Raw genomic sequence first — 20,157 nt, forward strand, 5'->3', positions numbered from 1 at the left:
AAAGTTAGCCAATTTTGAATTCTGTTTTCTTGTACTCATTAGCAATCCATGTCCCAAACTCATCCAAGATACCCACTACTGAACGTTTAGGAATGACTCGATTCCCCAACAAGATCCCAAGACGTTCAACAGTTTGCTGGCGCTCCGGAAAATAGTTTAAGAATTGCAAACCACACTCCTTAGGCTCATCTATCCATTGCTTGTTTTTATGTAAAACAAGTCCATAAGCAGCACGTAATAACTTCTTAGCCATTTGGCGCTGCGCCATTAGCATTTGGTCATCTGTTGTTGCTTGCGCAATTTCGCTACGCAGATTGATAGAACTCTCTGCAATATCCATATTCCACTGCTTAGAAATTTCCCAGCTAGGAATATACTCGCCAAAACACTCGGCCAAGTTTTCACCATACACATTCATACAACACTGCTTAAGTAAGAATCCCCACGTAAACAAGGCATCAAGTGATGCCACTTGCTTTACGAGCGCAGTGCGTATCGAGATACCTCGTACAAAGGGAAACTCTTTTTGAAAGCGCCAGTTAATACTATTGAAAAGAGACGCTCGACTATCACTGAATGATTGATGAGTAACCACAACAACATCCAGATTGGATACGCCAGGGATGGCACGCCCCTGCGCCACGGAGCCATAGATATAAACACTGTGGAGATTGTCTTTAAGCCCGGCTTTCAAACAAGCTAATAGGTCCTTTACGACATCAGCATATTGAGGTTGAGCTACCAGCGATGAAAGTGAATTCGGAGTTTGCACGATATCGATTTAGAGTACTGCGGATAGATCTATTCTACGTTTCGAAATGTCGAGATTCAATGCTCAAATGAATCATGCCCAGCATCACTTGTTTCTTGAGCAAAGCCCAACTTCGGACGTATAATTGACTGTCTAAACAAAAAACGAAGGAAATATTCCCATGCCTAAGGCAAGTGAGCTAAAAAAAGGTTTTGCGATTGAGTCAAATGGCAAAACGTTGCTAATCAAAGATATCGAAGTAACGACTCCAGGCGGTCGTGGCGGTGCAAAGATCTATAAATTGCGTTGTACTGATTTGGCAACAGGCTCAAGAGTTGATGAGCGTTTCAAGTCTGATGATACTCTAGAAACCGTTGAAATGAACAAGCGTAACGTGACGTTCTCTTACGTTGATGGCGACGAGTATATCTTTATGGACAACGAAGATTACAGCCAATTCACGTTCAAACATAACGAAATTGAAGACGATCTACTGTTCATCAATGAAGACACTCAAGGTGTACAAGTTATTCTAGTAAACGGCAGCGCTGTGGGTCTTGAACTCCCTTCTTCTGTCGAGCTCGTTATCGAAGAAACTGACCCGTCAATCAAGGGCGCATCAGCATCTGCTCGTACAAAACCAGCTCGTCTGTCAACAGGTCTAACCGTACAAGTACCTGAATACATCGCAACAGGTGACCGTGTAGTGATCAACACTGCAGAACGTAAATACATGAACAGAGCATAAGTTATGTCAGAACTGATTTCATACGATGACGTTATCGAAGCGGCCTACGACATCTTCCTAGAGATGGCCCCTGATAATCTTGAACCTGCAGATGTCATTCTTTTCACCGCACAGTTCGACGACCGTGGGGCTGCTGAGGTTGTAGAAACAGGTTTGGATTGGGCTGAACAGGTAGGATTCGACGTTGATGAAACCTACGCAGAAGTGCGTATTGGGTTGGTAAACGAAGAAGACGATGTTCTTGATGATGTGTTCGCGCGCTTATTGGTAAGCCGTGATCCAGAGAATAAGTTCTGTCATATCCTTTGGAAGCGCGATTAATCGTTGGTTTCCATCCATTAAAAAAGCTCAGCAAACGCTGAGCTTTTTATTTTACGCTAAGTATTGAGTACTGACATAAATCACTACCAAACATAGGTCATAGAAATACCTGCACCCTGAGATGAAGCCCACGGCAACAGTTGAACATTTTGGTCCAACTTGTCGGTAAACATCCAACCAGTAAAGACACCGATAGCCGCACCCGCAGCAACATCGCGCCAATAGTGTTTGTCTGCTTGTACACGGCCAACGCCTACTAAAGTTGCGACTCCATATGCGGGTAAGCCGACCTGCCACCCATGCCTTATGTGTAAGGTAGTTGCAGAAGCAAATGCATTTGCCGTATGGTTTGATGGAAAGCTTTTGTTATCGCTACCGTCCGGTCTCGGTGCATCGATCGTATGTTTTCCTACCAAACCGATAGCCGAGGCAGAGCCAATACTCAAACCTGCCTGCCAAACACCTTCCCAATCTTCTTGGTAGGCTGGTAATCCCGCCGCTAAACCAACCAATCCATAGGCGCCAATATCGCTGAATAAATCCCAGTTATCCTTATTAGAGGCAGACGCCAACGAGCTAATAAGTACGCCCAAGATTAATAGAAAGAAACGTTGCATGACAGAAACTTACCGTAAGAAAAACTGGCAAAGAGTCTACCTGAAGTTCAGGTAAATGAATACGTCATGCAATGTCTATTTACTATTTCAATACTCACTGGCTTTCTGGAAAGCTTACTTTCTGGAAAGCTTAGTCGCCTGCTTCTTTAGCTCGAAATCAAACTCATCAGGGAATAAAATAACCCCTTCTTCATTTTGATTTGGGAACACAACCACAGCCAACTCGTCATCTTCCAAACCATAGGTCCAGCGGCTATGCCATTTATTTAGAGAGATAGCTTCAGCTTTGCAGTGATCCCACTCTCCTGTAGCCCATTGCTCAGCTAACTCTTGGTGCGGCCAAACTGGAACACAATCTTCATCTTCCGTATTTAACATGACACAACCATGTTCATCGGTCAGAATCCAAATCTGACGTTCTTGAACCATAGTCTTCACACTGTACTTCAGCCGTTTCTCTTCGTCATAGCTGGAGATTTCATCGATTTGCTGTTGCTCTAATGCCATCACTGAACACCTTTATGTAGATTCGAAAATTAAAAAACCCCAGTACCTTAGATACTAGGGCTTTTTTCAAACTTAGTGAATAATTACACCAGCTCGTTCTGAAGCCAAGGCCAACCTTGCTTCTTACGGCTTAGTGTATTCTCCATCATAAGCATGCCGTTTTCTTCGTGCTTAACCAGCTTCTCAGCCCACTCGCCTTTGTAGATTAGGCGAGTTTGTGCTGTTGTGATATCCGTTAGCATTACCGCTGCAAACGCTAGGCCTTGTTCTTCACAACGACGAGTTAAGTCTGCTTCAAGCGCGTCAATCATGCCATCTACTTGCTCAAGTGTCGCAAGTTCAACTTGGCCAACAACCACATCACGACCATTGAATGGGTATGCTTTAAGGTCTTTTTCTACTAGCTCAGCAGCAGACAGGCCTTCGATGTTTGTTTTTGCAATCAGAAGATCTTTGATAAATGCATCAAGATCTTCAACACCAGCGATCTCTGCTAGTTCCGCTACTGCATCTTTATCTTTTTGAGTACACGTTGGTGAAGCGAAGCCTACAGTGTCAGACAAAATTGCAGACATCATTAGGATAGCGAGAGGACGAGTGATCTCAGCGTTTTCCATCTTGAATAGATTGAACAAGATAGTACATGTACAACCCACAGGCCAAATCCAAGCTTCAAGAGGGTTAACGGTCATGACGTCACCTAAACGGTGGTGGTCAACAATACCTAGAATTTCAGCTTCATTGATATCATCTGGTGCTTGAGCCAGATCGGTGTAATCAACTAACCATACTTTTTCACCAGCAACGCTAGTGCGAAGTTCTGGTTGATCAACACCTGCTGTGGCAAGGATATGTTGAGTTTCACGGTTAATTTCACCTTGGCGAACTGGCTGTGCTTCAAGACCACGAGCTTTTAGAAGTTCTGTTGCAACGAGTGCACCACAAATGCTATCACTATCTGGGTTTTTATGACCGACAACTAAAATCATTTTGCTTCCTAACTAATTCTGATCATCAGGCTCATGCGCCTGCTTTACATCTCACAAAGGTCGTTACTTTACCTGAATTTCTAAATTTGTCATCGGTTGATGTCAGATTCGTTCTATTTCTTCGCGTAGAAAACCACATTAATGACATTGAGAATTATTCTCATTCATGTATAATGATAACAATTCTCATTTGATATCGGTGAAATGTATGCAACAGGTAAAAAACCTCGCTATCGTGAATGGATTAACTATCGACCAGTTCACACCAAAGTATAAGCGTCTCATACTACCTATTGCTATGGCTGCCCTACTCGCCTCTAGCGTTACTAGAGAAGTCACAATGAATGCGCTTTCCGATGCTTTCTGGGCAGTCTCCTGCTATGTCGTATTTACCTTAGTCGTTTATCATCAAATATCTCAACTGATATCTAGTCAAAACCGACTCGTCGAGCTTTACCACCACTCACCAACACATCAAGTTGTCTTTTCTTCGTTGTTAGGGGCTCTGCCCGGCTGTGGTGGCGCCATAATTGTCACGACGCAGTTTGTTTCCGGTCGAGTTGGCTTCGGTTCCGTCGTTGCGGTATTAACGGCAACAATGGGTGATGCCGCATTCTTGATTCTAGCGAGTAAACCTAGCGTGGGATTAGGCCTTGTCGCGATGGGTGTCGTTGTCGGGATGATCTCAGGGTTAATTGTAAACAAAATACACGCTGCCGATTTCCTGCGCCCTAAATCCGCTAATCCTTCGGCAAAACGCGTCTCACAAGTAAATAACACAGATAATACCGATTGCACATGCAAAACCACACAGGAATCAACGGGGGTTCAAAGAGCAGCGATCAATCTACAAGGACTATTCTGGAAGTGGATTATTGTGCCCGCTTTGATAATTGCCTTTGCCATGTCATTTCAGGTCGACATAAACCAAGTACTTGGTTTGCCAGCGAACAGTATTGAGTGGACTGGTGCGGTCTTAGCGGTGGTAATGATGTTTTTGTGGGCCTTCACCAAAGAAATCAACGACTATCAAAGCACGGTCGCAGAAGACGCTAAAATCGCGTCATCACACCCAATGCAAAAAGCAGCACAAGACACTCATTTTGTAAGTGCTTGGGTCATAGTGGCGTTTTTGTTTTTTGAGCTAAGTGTCCACTTTGCACATATCGATTTAGGTTCTGCGCTATCTGGTTATGGCGTTTATATGCCTCTTGTAGGAATGCTGGTTGGTCTACTACCGGGTTGCGGACCGCAAATTTTGGTAACTAGTCTTTATATTACTGGTGCGATGCCAATGTCCGCGCAAGTTTCGAATGCTATCTCTAACGATGGGGATGCTTTGTTTCCTGCTATCGCACTCGCTCCTAAAGCTGCGTTAGCCGCTACATTTTACTCGGCAATACCCGCAATCGTCGTGGGTTACGGGTATTACTGGTTGTTTGAACTATAATTCTGTCAACTGGTTAAGTGATGACCGATACGATTGCACGACTGTCGAGTCCTCGATTAACCGGAATAATTTGGATCTGAACCGGTTCTTTATTGAGTTTCTCTCCCGTCCAGTAATCGAACCAGTCACAAGGTAACTCAGCGGTTAGGGTGTACTCCGTTACATCATCGTCATAGTGGAACAAACAATGCACTCTGCGATCCTCTGACAGCTTCAACATTGCGTGATTCATCGACAGTGATGTAAATGTTGACGCATTGGTCGAGTGTCGCTGGCGTGACACCAACCGTGCCAGTGTTTCTTCAGCAAATGGCGTCAGTTCTGGTAATGGATCTCCCGACAACAACAATCCACCACTCGCCAGCAGAACATTACGATGGAATTCGTAACTGGCTCTATCGGTGCCCTGATTAGGTAGTGAAGTAAACGTGGCACAATCTGGATCAATTAACCACAACCTCTGATGTTGCCAACTGCGATAGAACGTCTCCTTAGCAATTTGCTCAAATCGATGTGGATCGCGTTCTACGTCATCAGAAACACGCATTGCATCAACCAACCCAAGTGAAGGCCACATTGGTGCGTTGCAACCCAGAACTAAGGCGTCGCCAGCACCTTCGTTTATTGCTGCCATACCTAGGCGATAAGCTTCAACACCAGTGACACCTTTCTGGTAACATTGACCTTTTAAGGTTCCCCAGTAGTTGGCATCCAGCTTGAACAGCTCCACACCCCACTCTTCTCTCATGGTTTTAACAACACGAGTTAAGTGCTCTTGAACTTCTGGATGTGACGCATCAAGGATGTACCATGGCGTACAGCGCCAACCGCCATAAGTAATATCCTCCGCCTTAAGCAGTTCACCATTGTCATGCTTTAGAAACCATTCAGGGTGATTTTTAAATACTTCCGATTCCGCTTGAGCGATAAATGGTGCCATCCATATGGCCGGTTTTTTTCCTTTTTCACGAATATTGTTGATCAGTGATTTTACGCCACCTTCAAATTTTTCCGACGGTGTTAACCAGTCTCCCATAAAAGATTGGTAACCGTCATCAAGCAGCACCCACTCCAAGTCAAACATCTTATCAGCCATGATTTCGACGTTTTCAAGCACGTTTTGCTTAGTTACATCGGCATAGTATGCGTACCAAGAACACCAACCGATGGGACTGTCACCTGAGACGCCAATTCTGGTGGGATGATGATTTGAAATGAGGTTAGCGTATTCGTTGTAGACCGACTCTAGGCTATCGCCATGCAAGACCGTTAGCGATTCCAATTGATTGTTTTCCCAATGCTGCGGAGAGCTTTCTTCACCATCAATCAAGGCCACAATGTCTACGCCATGACCGGTATGTTGCAGTTCAAAATAACCGGCGAAGCGATGGCATGAGGTAAAACCATATAGGTGAAAGCCAGTAGACTGCTCAACAACCAGATAATTGTAGAAACGGCGCGGAGCATCTTCAGGATATATTCGATAACTACTGTTGTTATCTGGGCAGCGGCCTATATCAATAAAGCCATCAAGTTTTCCTGCGGTTTGGCACAGCATTTGGAAACCATCACCAAGAACGTACGCTCCAGATTCGATCTGATTTTCAAACTGCACTAATGCGGTACGGGACGACAAAGGAGAGAAATGAAGACTAACATTTTCAAAATGCAGCTCTTTGCCTTGTTTGGTTACCTTAATTTCAGGATTGATAGCCAATGCATCAAGCTCTTGAGATACAGGGATATATTCGGTCATTGAACCCTCGACCATAAATTAGGAAGTTGCTCAATAAGTATATTGTTAGGTAAAAAAAAACCCATCCTAATGGACGGGTTTTGTGTACTAGTTAAAACTATGGGAGACCAATTGCAATTAAGCTACTTCGATCGGTCCACCGAACGACGTCACTGGCGGCACTTTGCCTGTGAACTTCTCGAAGTTTACAAGACAAGTATTTGCAGATGTCGCCTGTGCCAGCTCAGAAGAAGGAATATCTTGAGTTAGCGTATTTGGATCACCATAGGTATCGATCGCACCGATTTTTTCGTTTAGAGGACCATACCAAGCCCCCTCTTCAATACGAACCACACCAGGTGCATAGCTATCAGTAACCACAGCACCCGCTAGAAGCTGACCACGGTCATTGAATACGCGAACCAAATCACCGTCTTTAATGCCTTTTGCTTTTGCATCTTGAGGGTTGATGTAGATTGGCTCACGCCCCTGTACAGCATAAGTCGCGCGGAATTCTTCAGATTCACACATTTGTGAGTGAAGACGCTTGTCCGGGTGGCACGATTGTAGCCAGTACGGGTGCTTGTCAGAACCAGGACCGCCATGTGAACGCTCAGATTTTTCAAACCACATTGGGTGCTCTTGGCAATATTCGTAACCCATGTTGCCGATAGTACGGCTAGTGATTTCGATAAAGCCTGAAGGCGTACCCAGTGCGTTGATCTCTGGATCTTCACGGAAGTCAGCGTGGCGAACCCAAGGTTTACCAGTACCGAAGTCAAGGAAGCCTTTTTCCCAGAACTCTTCAAACTCTGGTAATTCAAACTTGCCTTTGTTCGCTTCTTTACAGTTGTTATAAAGCGACTTAACCCATTCCATTTCAGACATACCACGAGTGTAATCGTCTGAACGACCCCAACGACGAGTAAGCTCAGTCATGATCTCGAAGTCTGTCTTCGATTGGAATAGCGGGTCGACCAGCTTATGCATCGCGATTAGGCCACGGCCAGAGTATGCACCATAACCATCAATATCGTTACGTTCCCACTGAGTACAAGCAGGTAATACGATATCAGAGAAACGACACGTTGCTGTCCAAGCAAAATCAACAGCGACCACAGTGTGAAGGTTACGGAACGCTTTCTTCATGCGGTTGCGATCTTGGTGGTGATGCCAAGGGTTGTTACCACTAAACACCATCATCTTAAGATCTGGTAGCGTCACAACAGAACCATTTGAATTGATCTTCTTACCCGGCTCTACAAGACTATCTACCCAACGCGCTACAGGAATAACTCGGCTGTAACCGTTGAAGTCTTGGTTGGTGTACTTAGGCTTTTGACCTTGGTCGATATTCAATGGGAATGAACCCGGTGCTGCGAAGCCTGTTGATGGTACGCCAATACCTGAGTAGTGGTGACCGTATGATACACCGCCGCCTGGCAGACCAATTTGACCGATCATTGAGGCAAGTACGGCACCCATCCAGTATGGTTGCTCACCATGTTCTTGGCGTTGTACACACCAACCAAATAGGATTTGAGTGCGCCCTTGAACCAGCATACGTGCAAACTCACGAATCTTGTCCGCAGGAACACCACAGATGTCTGCAGCCCACTCTGGAGTTTTCTCAACCTTGTCTTTGGTCTCACCCTGAACGTACTTGATGAAGTCTTCGAAACCTAGGCAATACGTATCGATGAACTTTTTATCATACAAGTCTTCGTTATAAAGAGTGTGAGCCATACCTAGCATGAACGCCACGTCTGTTTGCGGGTTCACATATAGGTGTTCGTTTTCTAGATAGCGTTGAGTCTTGTTTTTAACTGGGTCAACAGAAATAACATTGATCTCTTTCTTCGCTACTTTTTCTTTAAGCTGTTCTAGGTAAGCAAACGACTCATGTGTTTCACAAGTCCAACCTACCTGCAGGTTTTTCACTGGATCGTTAGCCCAAAGAATAATGTTGTCACTATTCTCAAGGATCAGTTCCCAAGACGTACCCTGTGCGTAAACTTCTGTAGAGCCAAGCACGTAAGGTAGGATTGTCTGACCTGCACCAGTTGAGTAGTCACCCACTTTCTTAACAGAATAGCCGTGTAGGCCCATGGCACGCATCATGTGGTTAGTACAGCTGTGGAACTGACCTGTTTGACGCCAACCTGTTTGACCTGTGTGCAGTGCCCATGGACCGTAATCTTTCTGTACACGTTCTAGTTCACGGTAGAACAGGTCAAGTGCCTCATCCCACGTCACACGTACAAAACGGTTGTTACCACGAGTTTCAGCAGCATATTTGTGCTTCTTGAACCAATCAAGGCGAACCATTGGGTAACGCACACGTGATGGGCTGTAAATAATACCCTTAATGCCGTTAAGCATGTCAGTTGGGTACTTATCAAGTTCTAACGGTTTAATTTCTTGAACTTTTCCGCCCCATACACGGGCGCGAAACGCGCCCCAGTGAGAACCAGATGTCTTCCAAGTACCATCAGTTTCCGCTGCACTTGCAGACGCCGAAGCCAGCAAACTTGGTCCAATCAGTGCTGCTGCACTTGAGCCAGCTGCGCCTTTAAGGAAGCTTCTTCTTGTAATTGCCATTTTATTACTCCAATTGACGTCTATTAGTGGTGACCTTCAGAATAATCTGAAGAGTGCTTCTGTAGATACTTAAGAACAAGCGCTTCTGTATCTGTGTCGAAGTTCACGAATGCGATCATACCGTCTAGCATACCTACCCAACCGTTAGCACTGAAGTGCGCAACATCCGGTTGTGTGTGACATGTAGAACAGTTGGTTTGATACGCTTCACCAGCTGCATCCCAAATTGGATTGAAGTCAGACACCATAGAACCTTGTTTCATCCAAAGATCCACGGCAACTTTCTCCCAAGGAAGACCCGTCAACTCATCTTCTTTCTTCTCGCCGACATGAACGTCACTGCTCTGAGATACTTCACGAGTTAGAATCGCGGTAGAAATGTTCTTACCAAAGTCTTCTTGAATAACGCGACCGAAGCCTTTCGCTTTACGCCAGCCGTCAATTTCAACTTTAATCATGTCACCTTTCACATCCAGGATTTCAACTTTACTTGCAGGGCTTAGTAGACCTGCTTCAGTTGTACCCGTTTCGTCTGTATAAAGAGGTAGGTGACGAATGGACACCACTTCACCGCCTTTAGAGTAAGACGTGCTATTTGCAACTTGCTCTAGGTCACCCACAATACCGCTTGCTTTAGCCATATCTTTAGGCAAGTTGTGCGCAATACCTTTGTGACAGTCAACGCAGCTTTGGTCACGTTCAGCCGCTGATTTCATTTGGATACGAGCGGTTGGAGACATTTGCTCAAAGTCCATTGACTCATAGTTGTGACAGTTTTTACATTCTAAAGATTTGTTGGCAGAGAAACGATCCCACTCGTGACGAGCGAGTTCGAAACGACGCGCTTCGAATTTCTCTGGTGTATCTAGATCGCCAAATACTTGCGCGAATACTTCTTTAGAAGCCTGCATCTTACGTGCAATTTTGTCCGTCCAGTTATGAGGAACGTGACAGTCTGGACAAGTAGCACGAACACCTGAGTGGTTTTTCCAGTGAACGGTTTCTTGTAGTTCTACGTATACGTTGTCACGCATCGTGTGACAACTAATACAGAATTCTTCTGTGTTTGTTGCTTCTAGCGCAGTGTTAAAGCCACCCCAGAAAATAACACCTGCGATAAAACCACCAGCAGTCAACACACCCAAGCTGATGTGAACTGCAGGGCGACTGATAGTACGCCAAAGTTTGATTAAAAAGGATTTCATGACTAACTCTCTTGAATATCGTAAATGAATAAAGGGCTATGGAATTAGCCGTGTACACCAGGAGGACCAAATACGAAGATTTGAAGCATCCAAACGATAAATCCGTAACCACCTACGATGGCTACACTCAAAAGAGGGAAGAAGACGGCGCAGATGAAGAAAAATGATTTCCACTCCATACCATGCTTTTCAGCACTCTCAACTTTGTTAACATCACTCATACATTTGCCTATTTTGTATCGTGTATAGTTTGCGAATTGCACTAGTTTGCAACTCAATTATTTAATATCTCTATTGGAAAATGCTAAACCATACTAACCGTGTGGTTCAATCAATTCCGACCATTCATACCTTATTAATCAACCGTTTTTTGAGTTCATCCAGAGATGTATTTAATTAAAAATCGATGTGTAATTTTGTTAACAGTTATGAAAAAATAATATCGTTATAAGTATGTAAAACACCTTACAATTTTGCAACTTTAACCCTTTAGAGTAAGCTCGAAAATTTAGTTTCTGGCGTGAGATTTTTAGATTTAACCCACATATTTGTTAAAGAAATGTATCTATATCTCGTTTAAAAATAGGTGGTTAAGCATTCAGTTTGCGGTAGAATTTAGTCTCTCGAACACCACTAAATAGGGTCAATATGCAGCAAGTCGTCGATATAAGTTGGTGGCAAATACTCTTGTTTTCACTCACTCTGCTGATCCCGTTTTCTATCAATAACTACTACAAAATCAACATTGGACGCGATGCCATTGTCGGTTTGGTGAGAATGACGGTACAGCTGGCATTAGTCGGCCTCTACCTTGAATACTTGTTTTATTTAAATAGCTTAGTCATCAATCTTATATGGTTAGCGGTGATGATAGTGGTAGGCTCAAACGCTATCGTTAATAAAGCAAAGCTGCCTAAATATCCATTAATGGGCTTCGTCAGCATTGGTCTAGTAGTCGGTCTATTTCCTATTGTCGGATTGCTGTGCATTGCCATCATCCAACCAGAACCATTTTACAGTGCTCAATACGTCATTCCTTTGGCGGGTATGCTGTTAGGAAACAGCCTAAGTGGCAATATCGTCGCGTTACAAAACTTTTTTGGCTCTCTAGAAAACCGATGGAGCGAATATGAAGCCTCTATCGCGTTAGGAGCACCGATTCCTCTAGCGACCCTGCCTTTTATTAAGGTCGCACTCCAGAAGTCCTTAGCTCCCATTTTAGCGACTATGGCGACGACCGGGTTAGTCTCTCTCCCTGGCATGATGACTGGTCAAATTTTAGGCGGCGCTAGCCCACTTATAGCAATCAAATATCAGCTTGTCATTATGATTGCGATTTTTGTAATGATGACGATCTCAATAACCATCAGCCTTAACTTAGTCGTACGCCGAGGTTTCAACGAAGCCGGCAAACCGAAAATTCGATTTATTGATCCTCAATAGATCTGCAACTTTCATTGTTACTCACCAAATTTAAACCAAGTTATCCACAACTTATGTGGATAACCAAGCTATTGAGTTTAGTGTAATTATTGGTTCTCAATACTACATATGGTGTGCTGATCATACTGGATCAGATTTCTTCATCTTATTGTCATACCTTCTGGTTATTTTGTGTTCTAAACAGTCACTCCTAAATGGAGACACCCATGGGAGGTGACTTAACGCAGTTCGTATTATCGAGAGAGGAAGGAACCCATGCCGAATAACATGGATTTTGAAGACGGTATAGATAACGAGGCTAAAAACTGGCTCATTCACGAACCGGAAGAGCTCAGAGATATAATGGCTGACATTCCCTTTTCCGTGGAAGGCAACAGCGCCGCCACAAGAATACCTATATTTTAAATTCAATGAGACCAACATAAAAAAAGCGCCAAAAGGCGCTTTTCTACAAAAATCCGTTATTTAATCTCTTAAGTAGATCAACCAGTAAAGCATACCGACGAAAACACCACCACCGATGATGTTGCCAAGCGTTACCGGAATCAAGTTGTTCACGACAAAGGTAACAACATTCAAGTCTGCAAAGTCGGTAGGATTTGCACCAATCATTTGCCAAAACTCTGGCGACGCAAAGTTCTTAATACCGATCGCCATTGGTACTTGAAATAAGTTCGCAATACAGTGTTCAAAGCCCGCAGAAACAAACATCGCCACTGGCAAAACCATCACAATGATTTTGTCAGTTAAGGTTCTACCACTGAATGTCATCCAGACAGCTACGCACACCAGTACGTTACACATAATACCAAGTGCAACCGCTTGCCAGAAACCATGATGCAGTTTGTGCTGAGCGATATGCATGGTGTTCAGTCCCACCTGCCCTGCATCAAACATATATTGTTTTGCTGTAAGCATTATTCCAACAAGAAGTAGCGCCCCTAGCATATTGCCGAAATAAACAACGAACCAGTTTTTGAACAGTGAACGCCATGTAATCTTGCCACTGGCACGAGCAACTAACGTCAGTACCGAACTGGTAAAGAGTTCTCCACCAGTGATAATGACCAGTACTAAACCTAAACTGAACGCCAGTCCACCAAGAAAGCGAGTGATACCCCAAGGGAGATCACCAGCACCCGTTGTAATGGTTGTATAAAATATAAATGCGATACCTATGTGCAGACCTGCAGTAATCGCCAAAAGAAAAGACTTCATTGGGTCTTTTGTTGCTTTACCTACACCGGCCTCGGCCGCACGTTCTGCCATTTGTGGTGGCAATAAGGCATCAAACTGATTCATTTCCATTTTGCTCTATACATATTTGGTTACATGTCAACTGGGCGCGGATAATCGCTCCAATCAATAGATAAAGCAAGATCTATTTAGCACTTTAATTGCGTTTTTCTTGACAGGTGGTAAATGAATCTGCAGTAAGGTTTATGTGACAAGGATCACTCGCTGATTTTCAAAAATAAGTGTTTATATTTCACTATTGAAAATGTTGAACTTGGATCTCGGTAATAAAGGTAACTGATAAAAAAACGCCGCATGACGCGGCGTTGATTAGAAAGATGTGAGACTTTAAAACAAGCCGTTAAGATTTGTCTGATTTCTCTTGCAGTGCGGACACCAATTTCTTTAAAGCTTCAATGTCTGCCTGATTTTGCTCGGCTCGGTCTAGTGCTACTTGAGTATCCTCTGAATGTCCTTCGGTATTTTGCTCTTGTAACAGAGCTATTTGCTGTTTCAGTAGTTGATTTTCTTTCTGTAGCGCTTCAGAACGATCCGCTTTCCTCAATTGTTCAACATCATGAGCAATACGTTCAGACTGTGCCGTAAGAGATTGATCTCGATAATCGTTACCCTTTGCCACCGAAGATATCTTGTGCAAACGTGATTCAGCCTCTAGCACCATGGGTTCAAATTGAGATTTCTCGATATTAATCAACTTGTTTACTTCAGCGACAACCGCCTCGAGACGACGGAACTGAAAGTTGATCTGATCGACTTGATGTTCTATCCCAGAAAAACTTCGCGGTGACTTAGCAACATACTTCGCCAATTCAGCGGTCCCCTGCTCTACATAGCCATAGCTCACCGGTGCCAATGTATTGTATTTTAGCCGACTTAGATCTGCCAGTCGCTGCTCCAATGGCTTGACGTACATGGCATCAATAACGCGAACTTCAAGTGCCACGGCGTTATTGAGGAATGTCTCTTGATAGCTTTCAGCATGCTCAGTTTCAGATACGACTAGATACTCAAACAAGCGCTGATAATCACGATTTAAGTTGTTCATCGCATGTCTGAAATATTTGCCAGCCTCTATCTTATTAAGGTAGGCCATTTGACTCATCGCTGGTGCGAGCAAGACATCCGCTTGCTTTTTGAGTCCTTGAATTGCTTTATAGTTATACTCCACAGAATTAATGCGGTCTCGGAAACCAACCGCATACGTCTCACTAGAAAAGACGGAATGCTTCGCGTCAACTTGCGTCGGGTCCTTACGCATTTCTATGAATAGATCATGCGCACTTTTCCAAGATGACATCATATCGCGGTAGTTTTCGGGAGCATAAATTCGAAGTGCATCCGCACCTTCCAATTTCTTCGACCATTCAGCATAGGTGTCTGAAATCTCACTAAATACCCTGCTTCTTGTTTGACGAACCTCTTCCGGCGTCAAGTTGGCATGGGATTCATTAGCCGTTGGGGTACTCGCGCACGATGCAACGCCCAAAACACACATTAATACAACAGCCAAATTGCGTGTAGACATCTACTCTCCTAATAACTTGAATTCATCATATGAACCAAGAAAAATCGTCCTATCAAATCGACAGGCCATAACCTACGAACTATATTCAAATTACTCACTAAAATACATCACATAGAGCCCTAAGTGATTATATTTCATCCACTTAATAACAAAAATTTACCGTTTTCCTTTAGAAGGCGGCGCAAGCTAACACTTTATTAACTGTGTGATTGTCAACTCGTTCAATCCCCACTATGTTGAGTGGAGAATCTCAACCAAGAGGCAAATCTATGAAATTCACTCCAGCGCATCTTTCTGAAATGAACCTGTTATTGCAATTTGACTTAAGCAGCGCGGCAACAGGTATCAAGGTCCATCACGATGCAAGCAAAGAGATGCAAGAAGCAGTCCAACGATTATTCGATAAAGGACTATGTACCCTGCCTGACGGTGGCTACCTTACGGACGAGGGAATTGAAGTGGCGGAGCACGCAGACAGAGTTCTTCGTGTCTTAACGTCTTAGCACTAACGTGATATGTCTCTAGCAGCGGCATCTCATTGCCGCTGCAATTAACTCCTACCTCTTAGGCTAAAAAAAGACGACGATAGGGCTGCCATCTGTCATACACCCAATTAAACCCCGTCGTATAGAAGAAAAAGAATACAAGAAAACCTGCTTCAATAATCAAAGCTGTCAGTAATGAAACCTGTAAGAACCAAGCGATGGCCGGTATGGTCATCACGATCAATCCTGCTTCAAATCCTATTGCATGACCGATACGCACAAGCACGGAACGCTTACTTCTCTCACCCGGAATATATCTATCAAACAACACATTATAGAAATAGTTCCATACTACGGTGAACAAACTCATGCCAACACCTACAATCATTAGTTGCGTTGATTTACTACCTGTAGCTATAGATGCAATAGGAATTATGATAGCTAATGCTAACGCCTCAAATAGAATGGCATGAAATATTCTTTCTTTATTATTCATTAAGTTACCTTGTAAATTTGAAACATCGTTTACCAATAGAGCTATTATCCGTTATGCTTTAACAAGACGGAAACGAGATAACATCAGGAAACCTGATATGTTTAGCATCGAACAATTAGAAGCATTTATTACCACAGTTGAAACCGGTTCTTTTTCTGCTGCCGCACGCAAGCTCGGCAAGGTTCAATCTGCTGTTAGTCAAAACATCATGAATCTTGAGATCGATTGTGGTGTTGATGTCTTTGACCGAAGCGGTCGTTATCCAGTTCTTACCGAGGCAGGTCATAAACTACTTCCCTATGCTCGCGCTGCCATCACCCAACATCAACGTCTTGCAGATTTAGTCGATACATTAGGACATGATGAGATACAACCTATCGTTTTAGCAGTAGATGAAGGTATTCCACTGGAAAGAATCACTCCAATACTCAAGACGCTCTCGGAAGAGTTTCCCTCTCTGCAATTGGAATGCTTGCTTGCCTCCAGTGTCGATATTATAGAAATGGTTCAATCAGGTAGAGCAACCTCCGGTTTAGTCTATGGTGAACACGTTATCCCCTTCTCATTAGACTTTGAACATGTTGGTGATTTCGAGTTCGACATTTTTGTGTCTTCAGAGCACCCGCTCGCTAAAACTGTCACCCCCCATCTTGAAATGTTGAGTTTGCACCGACAGCTTGTCGTCAGCTCGAGAAGTTCTCAAAAGAGTAGCTTTCATCAAGTGCTCAGTCCCGATGTTTGGTACTCCGATAGCTACGCTATGATTATGGAATGGTGTCTTGCAGGATTTGGATGGACCTATGCTCCTTCCTATATGGCAAAAGAAGCGCTTGCTCAAGGTAAGTTAGTACAGGTTCCGATAGAATTTGAAAAGATATCCGCAATCACTAACATCGATTTAATCCAACACTCAAGTAAGAGTAAAGATGCCGGTCATAAGCGACTGCGGGAATTACTTCGACACCGTTTCGAGGATGTGTAACATGACAGAAAAGCAAATACTCGTCGTAGGAGCTGGTTGGCTTGGCCTGCCGCTGGCCCATGCTCTACAAAGCCGAGGCTACAAGGTTATAGCAACAAGAACCAGCGTTGAAGGCGTGGCTGAAATCACCCAAGCGGGTTTGGATAGTCTCTGTTTGGATTTGAATGCTATCCGTTCAGAAGAAGAGGAGCTGACACTAACAGATCAACTCATCAAGAAGCAGATAAATGTGATTATTGGCTGCTTTCCTCCAGGCTTTAGGCAAGGAGGCGGTGCGCTTTACGCTTCTCAATGGGCGCAGCTTGTTCAAGTGGCAAAACGAATTGGTGTTGAAAAGATCATCATGATTAGCTCTAGTTCTGTTTATCCAGAGCGAGCCGAAATCATGACTGAAGATATGGCTAGACTACCGATAGCAAAAGGCAGAGAAGACTTTAGCGCTAAGTCTATTATTATGCTCACTGCAGAAGAACACGTTAGAAACTCGACTTTAGATTATGTCATCGTGCGTTGCAGTGGTTTGTTTGGTCCAAATCGTCATCCATCTCGATTTGCCTCGAAACTCAAGACTGTGAGTGATCAAGCATCCGCCAATATGCTGCACCTTGACGACGCTGTTGGTGCGATTATTTTTTGTTTAGAACATGTGGATGCGAGCGTGGTAAACGCCACCACACCAGAGACCTGTGACAAAGTGACCTTTTATCGTGCTGCCTTGCGTTCGGTAGGTTTAGATACCTCGTTGAATTTAGTGAACTCAGAGCCAGACAAAACCATCTCTAGTGAAAAACTACAAGGTCTGGGTTATCACTTCAAATACCATCATACGCTTGATGCGCTGTAGATTACTGAATAGTCCACTACTAAAAAAGGAAGTATTATGCTTCCTTTTTTACTTTCATTATGCGGCTTACTTGCCCAACGCTTCTTTATAATGCTGACGGCAAACTGAGACATATTTATCATTACCACCAATCGCTACTTGGTCACCTTCTGCGATAGCTTTACCGTCTTCATCGGTTCGGATTACCATATTAGCTTTACGACCACAGTGGCAAATTGTCTTTAGCTCGACCAATTTATCCGCCCACGCCAGTAAGTGTTTACTGCCTTCAAATAACTCACCCAAGAAGTCTGTCCTCAAACCGTAGCAAAGGACTGGAATGTTCAGCTTATCAACCACTTCTGTAAGTTGATAAACCTGTTCCTTTGACAAGAACTGACATTCATCAATAAGGATACAGTGTCGTTTGGTCTCAGCATTCAGCGTTGCGATCTCATCAAACAAATTGGAGTCTGGCTGGAAAAGCTGCGCTTCGGACTGAAGCCCAATACGTGAGCTAACCTTACCAATGCCATAGCGATCATCAAGTGCGGCAGTGAAGATTAGAGGATTCATTCCTCGTTCTTGGTAATTGAAAGAAGACTGAAGAAGAGTTGTCGACTTACCCGCATTCATTGCCGAGTAATAGAAGTACATCTGAGCCAAAGTGTTACACCAAATTCAAAACTTAAAAAGAAGCCCTTGCATGCAAGGGCTACGAGAAATTACTTACGACGCCACGTCGTGCCTTCAGGGCCATCTTCTAGAACAATGCCCATTTCCGTCAGTTTGTCGCGTGCCATATCTGCATTCGCCCAATCTTTCGATGCACGAGAGTCATTACGCAGCTTAATCAAAGCTTCAATTTCAGCCACTTCATCGTTATCGCCTGCATCACCTTTCAAGAAAGCTTCCGGATCCTGATGAAGAATACCGATAACATCAGCCAGTTCACGCATTAGCGCACCAAGTTGGCTCGCCTGACCCAAATCCACCGTTTTCAGACGGTTGATTTCACGTGCCATATCAAATAGCACTGAATACGCTTCAGGTGTGTTGAAGTCATCGTTCATAGCTGCGGTAAAGCGAGTCACGTACTCTTCTCCACCCGTTGGTTCTGCATCTAAATCCAAACCACGAAGTGAAGTGTATAGACGCTCTAGTGCTGAACGAGCTTGGTTTAGGTTGTCTTCACTGTAGTTCAGTTGACTACGGTAGTGACCTGACATTAAGAAATAGCGAACCGTTTCTGGATCGTAATGATCCAACACATCGCGAATCGTAAAGAAGTTGCCAAGAGACTTAGACATTTTCTCTTTATCAACCATCACCATACCGCTGTGCATCCAAGTGTTCACGTATTGTGTGTCGTGTGCGCAGCAAGATTGAGCAATTTCATTCTCGTGGTGTGGGAATTGAAGGTCTGAACCACCACCATGAATGTCAAAATGATTACCTAGAATCGATGAGTTCATTGCCGAGCATTCAATATGCCAACCAGGACGTCCTGGTCCCCATGGCGATTCCCAAGTAGGCTCACCTGGCTTAGACATCTTCCAAAGTACGAAATCCAGTGGACTGCGCTTAGCGCTCTCAACATCAACACGAGCACCTGCTTGAAGTTGGTCAAGATCTTGCTTTGAAAGCTTACCGTATTCATCGAACTTCGATACTTCAAACATAACGTCACCGTTATCAGCAACGTAGGCAAAGCCACGTTCGATCAGTTTTTCAACCAGCTCAATGATTTCCGCAATGAATTCAGTAGCACGAGGCTCTACATCTGGACGCTTCATATTTAGCGCATCAAAGTCCGCGTGCATTTCACCAATAAGGCGTTCAGTCAACGATTCGCACGACTCACCATTTTCGTTAGCACGTTTGATAATTTTGTCATCAATATCAGTGATGTTACGCACGAATTTCAAATCGTAGCCAACATAGCGAAGGTAACGTGAAACCACATCGAAAGATACAAAAGTACGACCATGACCGATATGACAGAGATCGTAAATAGTGACCCCACAGACATACATGCCGACTTTGCCTGCATGGATAGGTTTGAATTCCTCTTTTTGTCTCGTCAGTGTGTTGTATATTTTTAACATGATCTCTATCTGGATTATTACGTTTAAAAAGTAACGGCGATTATAACCATAATCCTTGTCATAATGGAGTCATTAAGCGAATAAATCTTGCATTTTGCGTGCAGAATGAGCTAT

Annotated in this window: 21 protein-coding genes; 8 read left to right on the plus strand and 13 right to left on the minus strand. The window is 43.8% G+C overall.

Annotation, left to right across the window (positions count from 1 at the left end):
- Positions 1-4: 4 nt before the first annotated feature.
- Positions 5-772, minus strand: coding sequence for a nucleotidyltransferase domain-containing protein (locus VME0621_RS07310; protein WP_062457165.1), 768 nt, complete (start codon positions 770-772; stop codon positions 5-7).
- A 160-nt stretch (positions 773-932) separates the two neighbouring features.
- On the opposite strand from VME0621_RS07310, the gene efpL reads away from it, so the two are divergent.
- A complete protein-coding gene (gene efpL, locus VME0621_RS07315) occupies positions 933-1,499 on the plus strand; it encodes an elongation factor P-like protein EfpL (RefSeq protein ID WP_006075135.1) in 567 nt (188 codons plus the stop codon).
- Between the two features lie 3 nt (positions 1,500-1,502).
- On the plus strand, positions 1,503-1,820 hold the full coding sequence (locus VME0621_RS07320) for an HI1450 family dsDNA-mimic protein (protein WP_006075134.1): 318 nt from the start codon (positions 1,503-1,505) through the stop codon (positions 1,818-1,820).
- Between the two features lie 83 nt (positions 1,821-1,903).
- Here VME0621_RS07320 and VME0621_RS07325 read toward each other — a convergent pair whose 3' ends face one another.
- The 3 genes from VME0621_RS07325 to VME0621_RS07335 form a co-directional block, all read right to left on the minus strand.
- Positions 1,904-2,437, minus strand: coding sequence for a phosphatase PAP2 family protein (locus VME0621_RS07325; RefSeq protein WP_038225945.1), 534 nt, complete (start codon positions 2,435-2,437; stop codon positions 1,904-1,906).
- A 114-nt stretch (positions 2,438-2,551) separates the two neighbouring features.
- Positions 2,552-2,944 carry a DUF2750 domain-containing protein gene (locus VME0621_RS07330; RefSeq protein WP_006075132.1) on the minus strand — a complete coding sequence of 131 codons (393 nt, stop codon included), beginning with the start codon at positions 2,942-2,944 and terminating at the stop codon, positions 2,552-2,554.
- An 83-nt stretch (positions 2,945-3,027) separates the two neighbouring features.
- Positions 3,028-3,933 carry a manganese-dependent inorganic pyrophosphatase gene (locus VME0621_RS07335; protein WP_006075131.1) on the minus strand — a complete coding sequence of 302 codons (906 nt, stop codon included), beginning with the start codon at positions 3,931-3,933 and terminating at the stop codon, positions 3,028-3,030.
- Positions 3,934-4,141: 208 nt separating this feature from the next.
- On the opposite strand from VME0621_RS07335, the gene VME0621_RS07340 reads away from it, so the two are divergent.
- Complete coding sequence (locus VME0621_RS07340) at positions 4,142-5,383, plus strand: putative manganese transporter (protein WP_062457162.1); 1,242 nt, start codon at positions 4,142-4,144, stop codon at positions 5,381-5,383.
- A gap of 13 nt (positions 5,384-5,396) precedes the next feature.
- Here the strand turns inward: VME0621_RS07340 and VME0621_RS07345 are convergent, their stop codons facing one another.
- From VME0621_RS07345 to torE, 4 genes are all read right to left on the minus strand, one after another.
- Entirely contained in the window at positions 5,397-7,139 is a 1,743-nt protein-coding gene (locus VME0621_RS07345; protein ID WP_062457710.1) for a glycoside hydrolase family 36 protein, read from the minus strand.
- A gap of 117 nt (positions 7,140-7,256) precedes the next feature.
- A complete protein-coding gene (gene torA / locus VME0621_RS07350; RefSeq protein WP_062457159.1) occupies positions 7,257-9,719 on the minus strand; it encodes a trimethylamine-N-oxide reductase TorA in 2,463 nt (820 codons plus the stop codon).
- 23 nt (positions 9,720-9,742) lie between these two features.
- Positions 9,743-10,924, minus strand: a complete 1,182-nt coding sequence (torC, locus tag VME0621_RS07355) for a pentaheme c-type cytochrome TorC (RefSeq protein WP_006075127.1) — start codon at positions 10,922-10,924, stop codon at positions 9,743-9,745.
- 44 nt (positions 10,925-10,968) lie between these two features.
- Positions 10,969-11,145 (minus strand): trimethylamine N-oxide reductase system protein TorE, encoded by a 177-nt coding sequence (gene torE / locus VME0621_RS07360; protein WP_006075126.1) that lies wholly within the window; start codon positions 11,143-11,145, stop codon positions 10,969-10,971.
- 427 nt (positions 11,146-11,572) lie between these two features.
- On the opposite strand from torE, the gene VME0621_RS07365 reads away from it, so the two are divergent.
- Positions 11,573-12,367 carry an ABC transporter permease gene (locus VME0621_RS07365; protein ID WP_062457156.1) on the plus strand — a complete coding sequence of 265 codons (795 nt, stop codon included), beginning with the start codon at positions 11,573-11,575 and terminating at the stop codon, positions 12,365-12,367.
- A 255-nt stretch (positions 12,368-12,622) separates the two neighbouring features.
- On the plus strand, positions 12,623-12,772 hold the full coding sequence (locus VME0621_RS26560; RefSeq protein WP_156750263.1) for a hypothetical protein: 150 nt from the start codon (positions 12,623-12,625) through the stop codon (positions 12,770-12,772).
- A gap of 60 nt (positions 12,773-12,832) precedes the next feature.
- Here the strand turns inward: VME0621_RS26560 and focA are convergent, their stop codons facing one another.
- Positions 12,833-13,675 (minus strand): formate transporter FocA, encoded by an 843-nt coding sequence (gene focA, locus VME0621_RS07370; RefSeq protein ID WP_038225951.1) that lies wholly within the window; start codon positions 13,673-13,675, stop codon positions 12,833-12,835.
- A 289-nt stretch (positions 13,676-13,964) separates the two neighbouring features.
- Positions 13,965-15,149: a hypothetical protein gene (locus VME0621_RS07375; RefSeq protein WP_062457153.1), complete on the minus strand. Its 1,185-nt coding sequence runs from the start codon at positions 15,147-15,149 to the stop codon at positions 13,965-13,967.
- Positions 15,150-15,418: 269 nt separating this feature from the next.
- Between VME0621_RS07375 and VME0621_RS07380 the strand changes: the two genes are divergently transcribed.
- The gene (locus VME0621_RS07380; protein ID WP_038225957.1) at positions 15,419-15,652 is read left to right on the plus strand and encodes a TIGR02647 family protein; all 234 of its coding nucleotides are present in this window, start codon (positions 15,419-15,421) and stop codon (positions 15,650-15,652) included.
- Positions 15,653-15,713: 61 nt separating this feature from the next.
- Here the strand turns inward: VME0621_RS07380 and VME0621_RS07385 are convergent, their stop codons facing one another.
- Positions 15,714-16,130 (minus strand): PACE efflux transporter, encoded by a 417-nt coding sequence (locus tag VME0621_RS07385; RefSeq protein WP_062457151.1) that lies wholly within the window; start codon positions 16,128-16,130, stop codon positions 15,714-15,716.
- 97 nt (positions 16,131-16,227) lie between these two features.
- Here VME0621_RS07385 and VME0621_RS07390 point away from each other — a divergent pair, with 97 nt between their 5' ends.
- On the plus strand, positions 16,228-17,112 hold the full coding sequence (locus VME0621_RS07390; RefSeq protein ID WP_038225963.1) for a LysR family transcriptional regulator: 885 nt from the start codon (positions 16,228-16,230) through the stop codon (positions 17,110-17,112).
- A 1-nt stretch (position 17,113) separates the two neighbouring features.
- Positions 17,114-17,956, plus strand: coding sequence for an NAD-dependent epimerase/dehydratase family protein (locus VME0621_RS07395; RefSeq protein WP_038225965.1), 843 nt, complete (start codon positions 17,114-17,116; stop codon positions 17,954-17,956).
- Positions 17,957-18,022: 66 nt separating this feature from the next.
- Here VME0621_RS07395 and VME0621_RS07400 read toward each other — a convergent pair whose 3' ends face one another.
- Complete coding sequence (locus tag VME0621_RS07400; RefSeq protein ID WP_006075116.1) at positions 18,023-18,601, minus strand: thymidine kinase; 579 nt, start codon at positions 18,599-18,601, stop codon at positions 18,023-18,025.
- A gap of 59 nt (positions 18,602-18,660) precedes the next feature.
- Positions 18,661-20,043, minus strand: a complete 1,383-nt coding sequence (gene cysS, locus VME0621_RS07405) for a cysteine--tRNA ligase (protein WP_038225968.1) — start codon at positions 20,041-20,043, stop codon at positions 18,661-18,663.
- Between the last annotated feature and the right edge of the window lie 114 nt (positions 20,044-20,157).

This window comes from Vibrio mediterranei, assembly GCF_900088415.1.
Classification (GTDB): Bacteria; Pseudomonadota; Gammaproteobacteria; order Enterobacterales; family Vibrionaceae; genus Vibrio; species Vibrio mediterranei.

Bases quoted from the DNA above. Each gene is read 5' to 3' on its own strand.
- VME0621_RS07325 (WP_038225945.1), bottom strand. From the start codon at position 2,437: ATGCAACGTTTCTTTCTATTAATCTTGGGCGTACTTATTAGCTCGTTG.
- torC (WP_006075127.1), bottom strand. From the start codon at position 10,924: ATGAAATCCTTTTTAATCAAACTTTGGCGTACTATCAGTCGCCCTGCA.
- VME0621_RS07340 (WP_062457162.1), top strand. From the start codon at position 4,142: ATGCAACAGGTAAAAAACCTCGCTATCGTGAATGGATTAACTATCGAC.
- VME0621_RS07375 (WP_062457153.1), bottom strand. From the start codon at position 15,149: ATGTCTACACGCAATTTGGCTGTTGTATTAATGTGTGTTTTGGGCGTT.
- VME0621_RS07335 (WP_006075131.1), bottom strand. From the start codon at position 3,933: ATGATTTTAGTTGTCGGTCATAAAAACCCAGATAGTGATAGCATTTGT.
- VME0621_RS07385 (WP_062457151.1), bottom strand. From the start codon at position 16,130: ATGAATAATAAAGAAAGAATATTTCATGCCATTCTATTTGAGGCGTTA.
- VME0621_RS07330 (WP_006075132.1), bottom strand. From the start codon at position 2,944: ATGGCATTAGAGCAACAGCAAATCGATGAAATCTCCAGCTATGACGAA.
- VME0621_RS07380 (WP_038225957.1), top strand. From the start codon at position 15,419: ATGAAATTCACTCCAGCGCATCTTTCTGAAATGAACCTGTTATTGCAA.
- VME0621_RS07395 (WP_038225965.1), top strand. From the start codon at position 17,114: ATGACAGAAAAGCAAATACTCGTCGTAGGAGCTGGTTGGCTTGGCCTG.
- focA (WP_038225951.1), bottom strand. From the start codon at position 13,675: ATGGAAATGAATCAGTTTGATGCCTTATTGCCACCACAAATGGCAGAA.
- VME0621_RS07390 (WP_038225963.1), top strand. From the start codon at position 16,228: ATGTTTAGCATCGAACAATTAGAAGCATTTATTACCACAGTTGAAACC.
- VME0621_RS26560 (WP_156750263.1), top strand. From the start codon at position 12,623: ATGCCGAATAACATGGATTTTGAAGACGGTATAGATAACGAGGCTAAA.
- torE (WP_006075126.1), bottom strand. From the start codon at position 11,145: ATGAGTGATGTTAACAAAGTTGAGAGTGCTGAAAAGCATGGTATGGAG.
- VME0621_RS07345 (WP_062457710.1), bottom strand. From the start codon at position 7,139: ATGACCGAATATATCCCTGTATCTCAAGAGCTTGATGCATTGGCTATC.
- VME0621_RS07365 (WP_062457156.1), top strand. From the start codon at position 11,573: ATGCAGCAAGTCGTCGATATAAGTTGGTGGCAAATACTCTTGTTTTCA.
- cysS (WP_038225968.1), bottom strand. From the start codon at position 20,043: ATGTTAAAAATATACAACACACTGACGAGACAAAAAGAGGAATTCAAA.
- torA (WP_062457159.1), bottom strand. From the start codon at position 9,719: ATGGCAATTACAAGAAGAAGCTTCCTTAAAGGCGCAGCTGGCTCAAGT.
- efpL (WP_006075135.1), top strand. From the start codon at position 933: ATGCCTAAGGCAAGTGAGCTAAAAAAAGGTTTTGCGATTGAGTCAAAT.
- VME0621_RS07320 (WP_006075134.1), top strand. From the start codon at position 1,503: ATGTCAGAACTGATTTCATACGATGACGTTATCGAAGCGGCCTACGAC.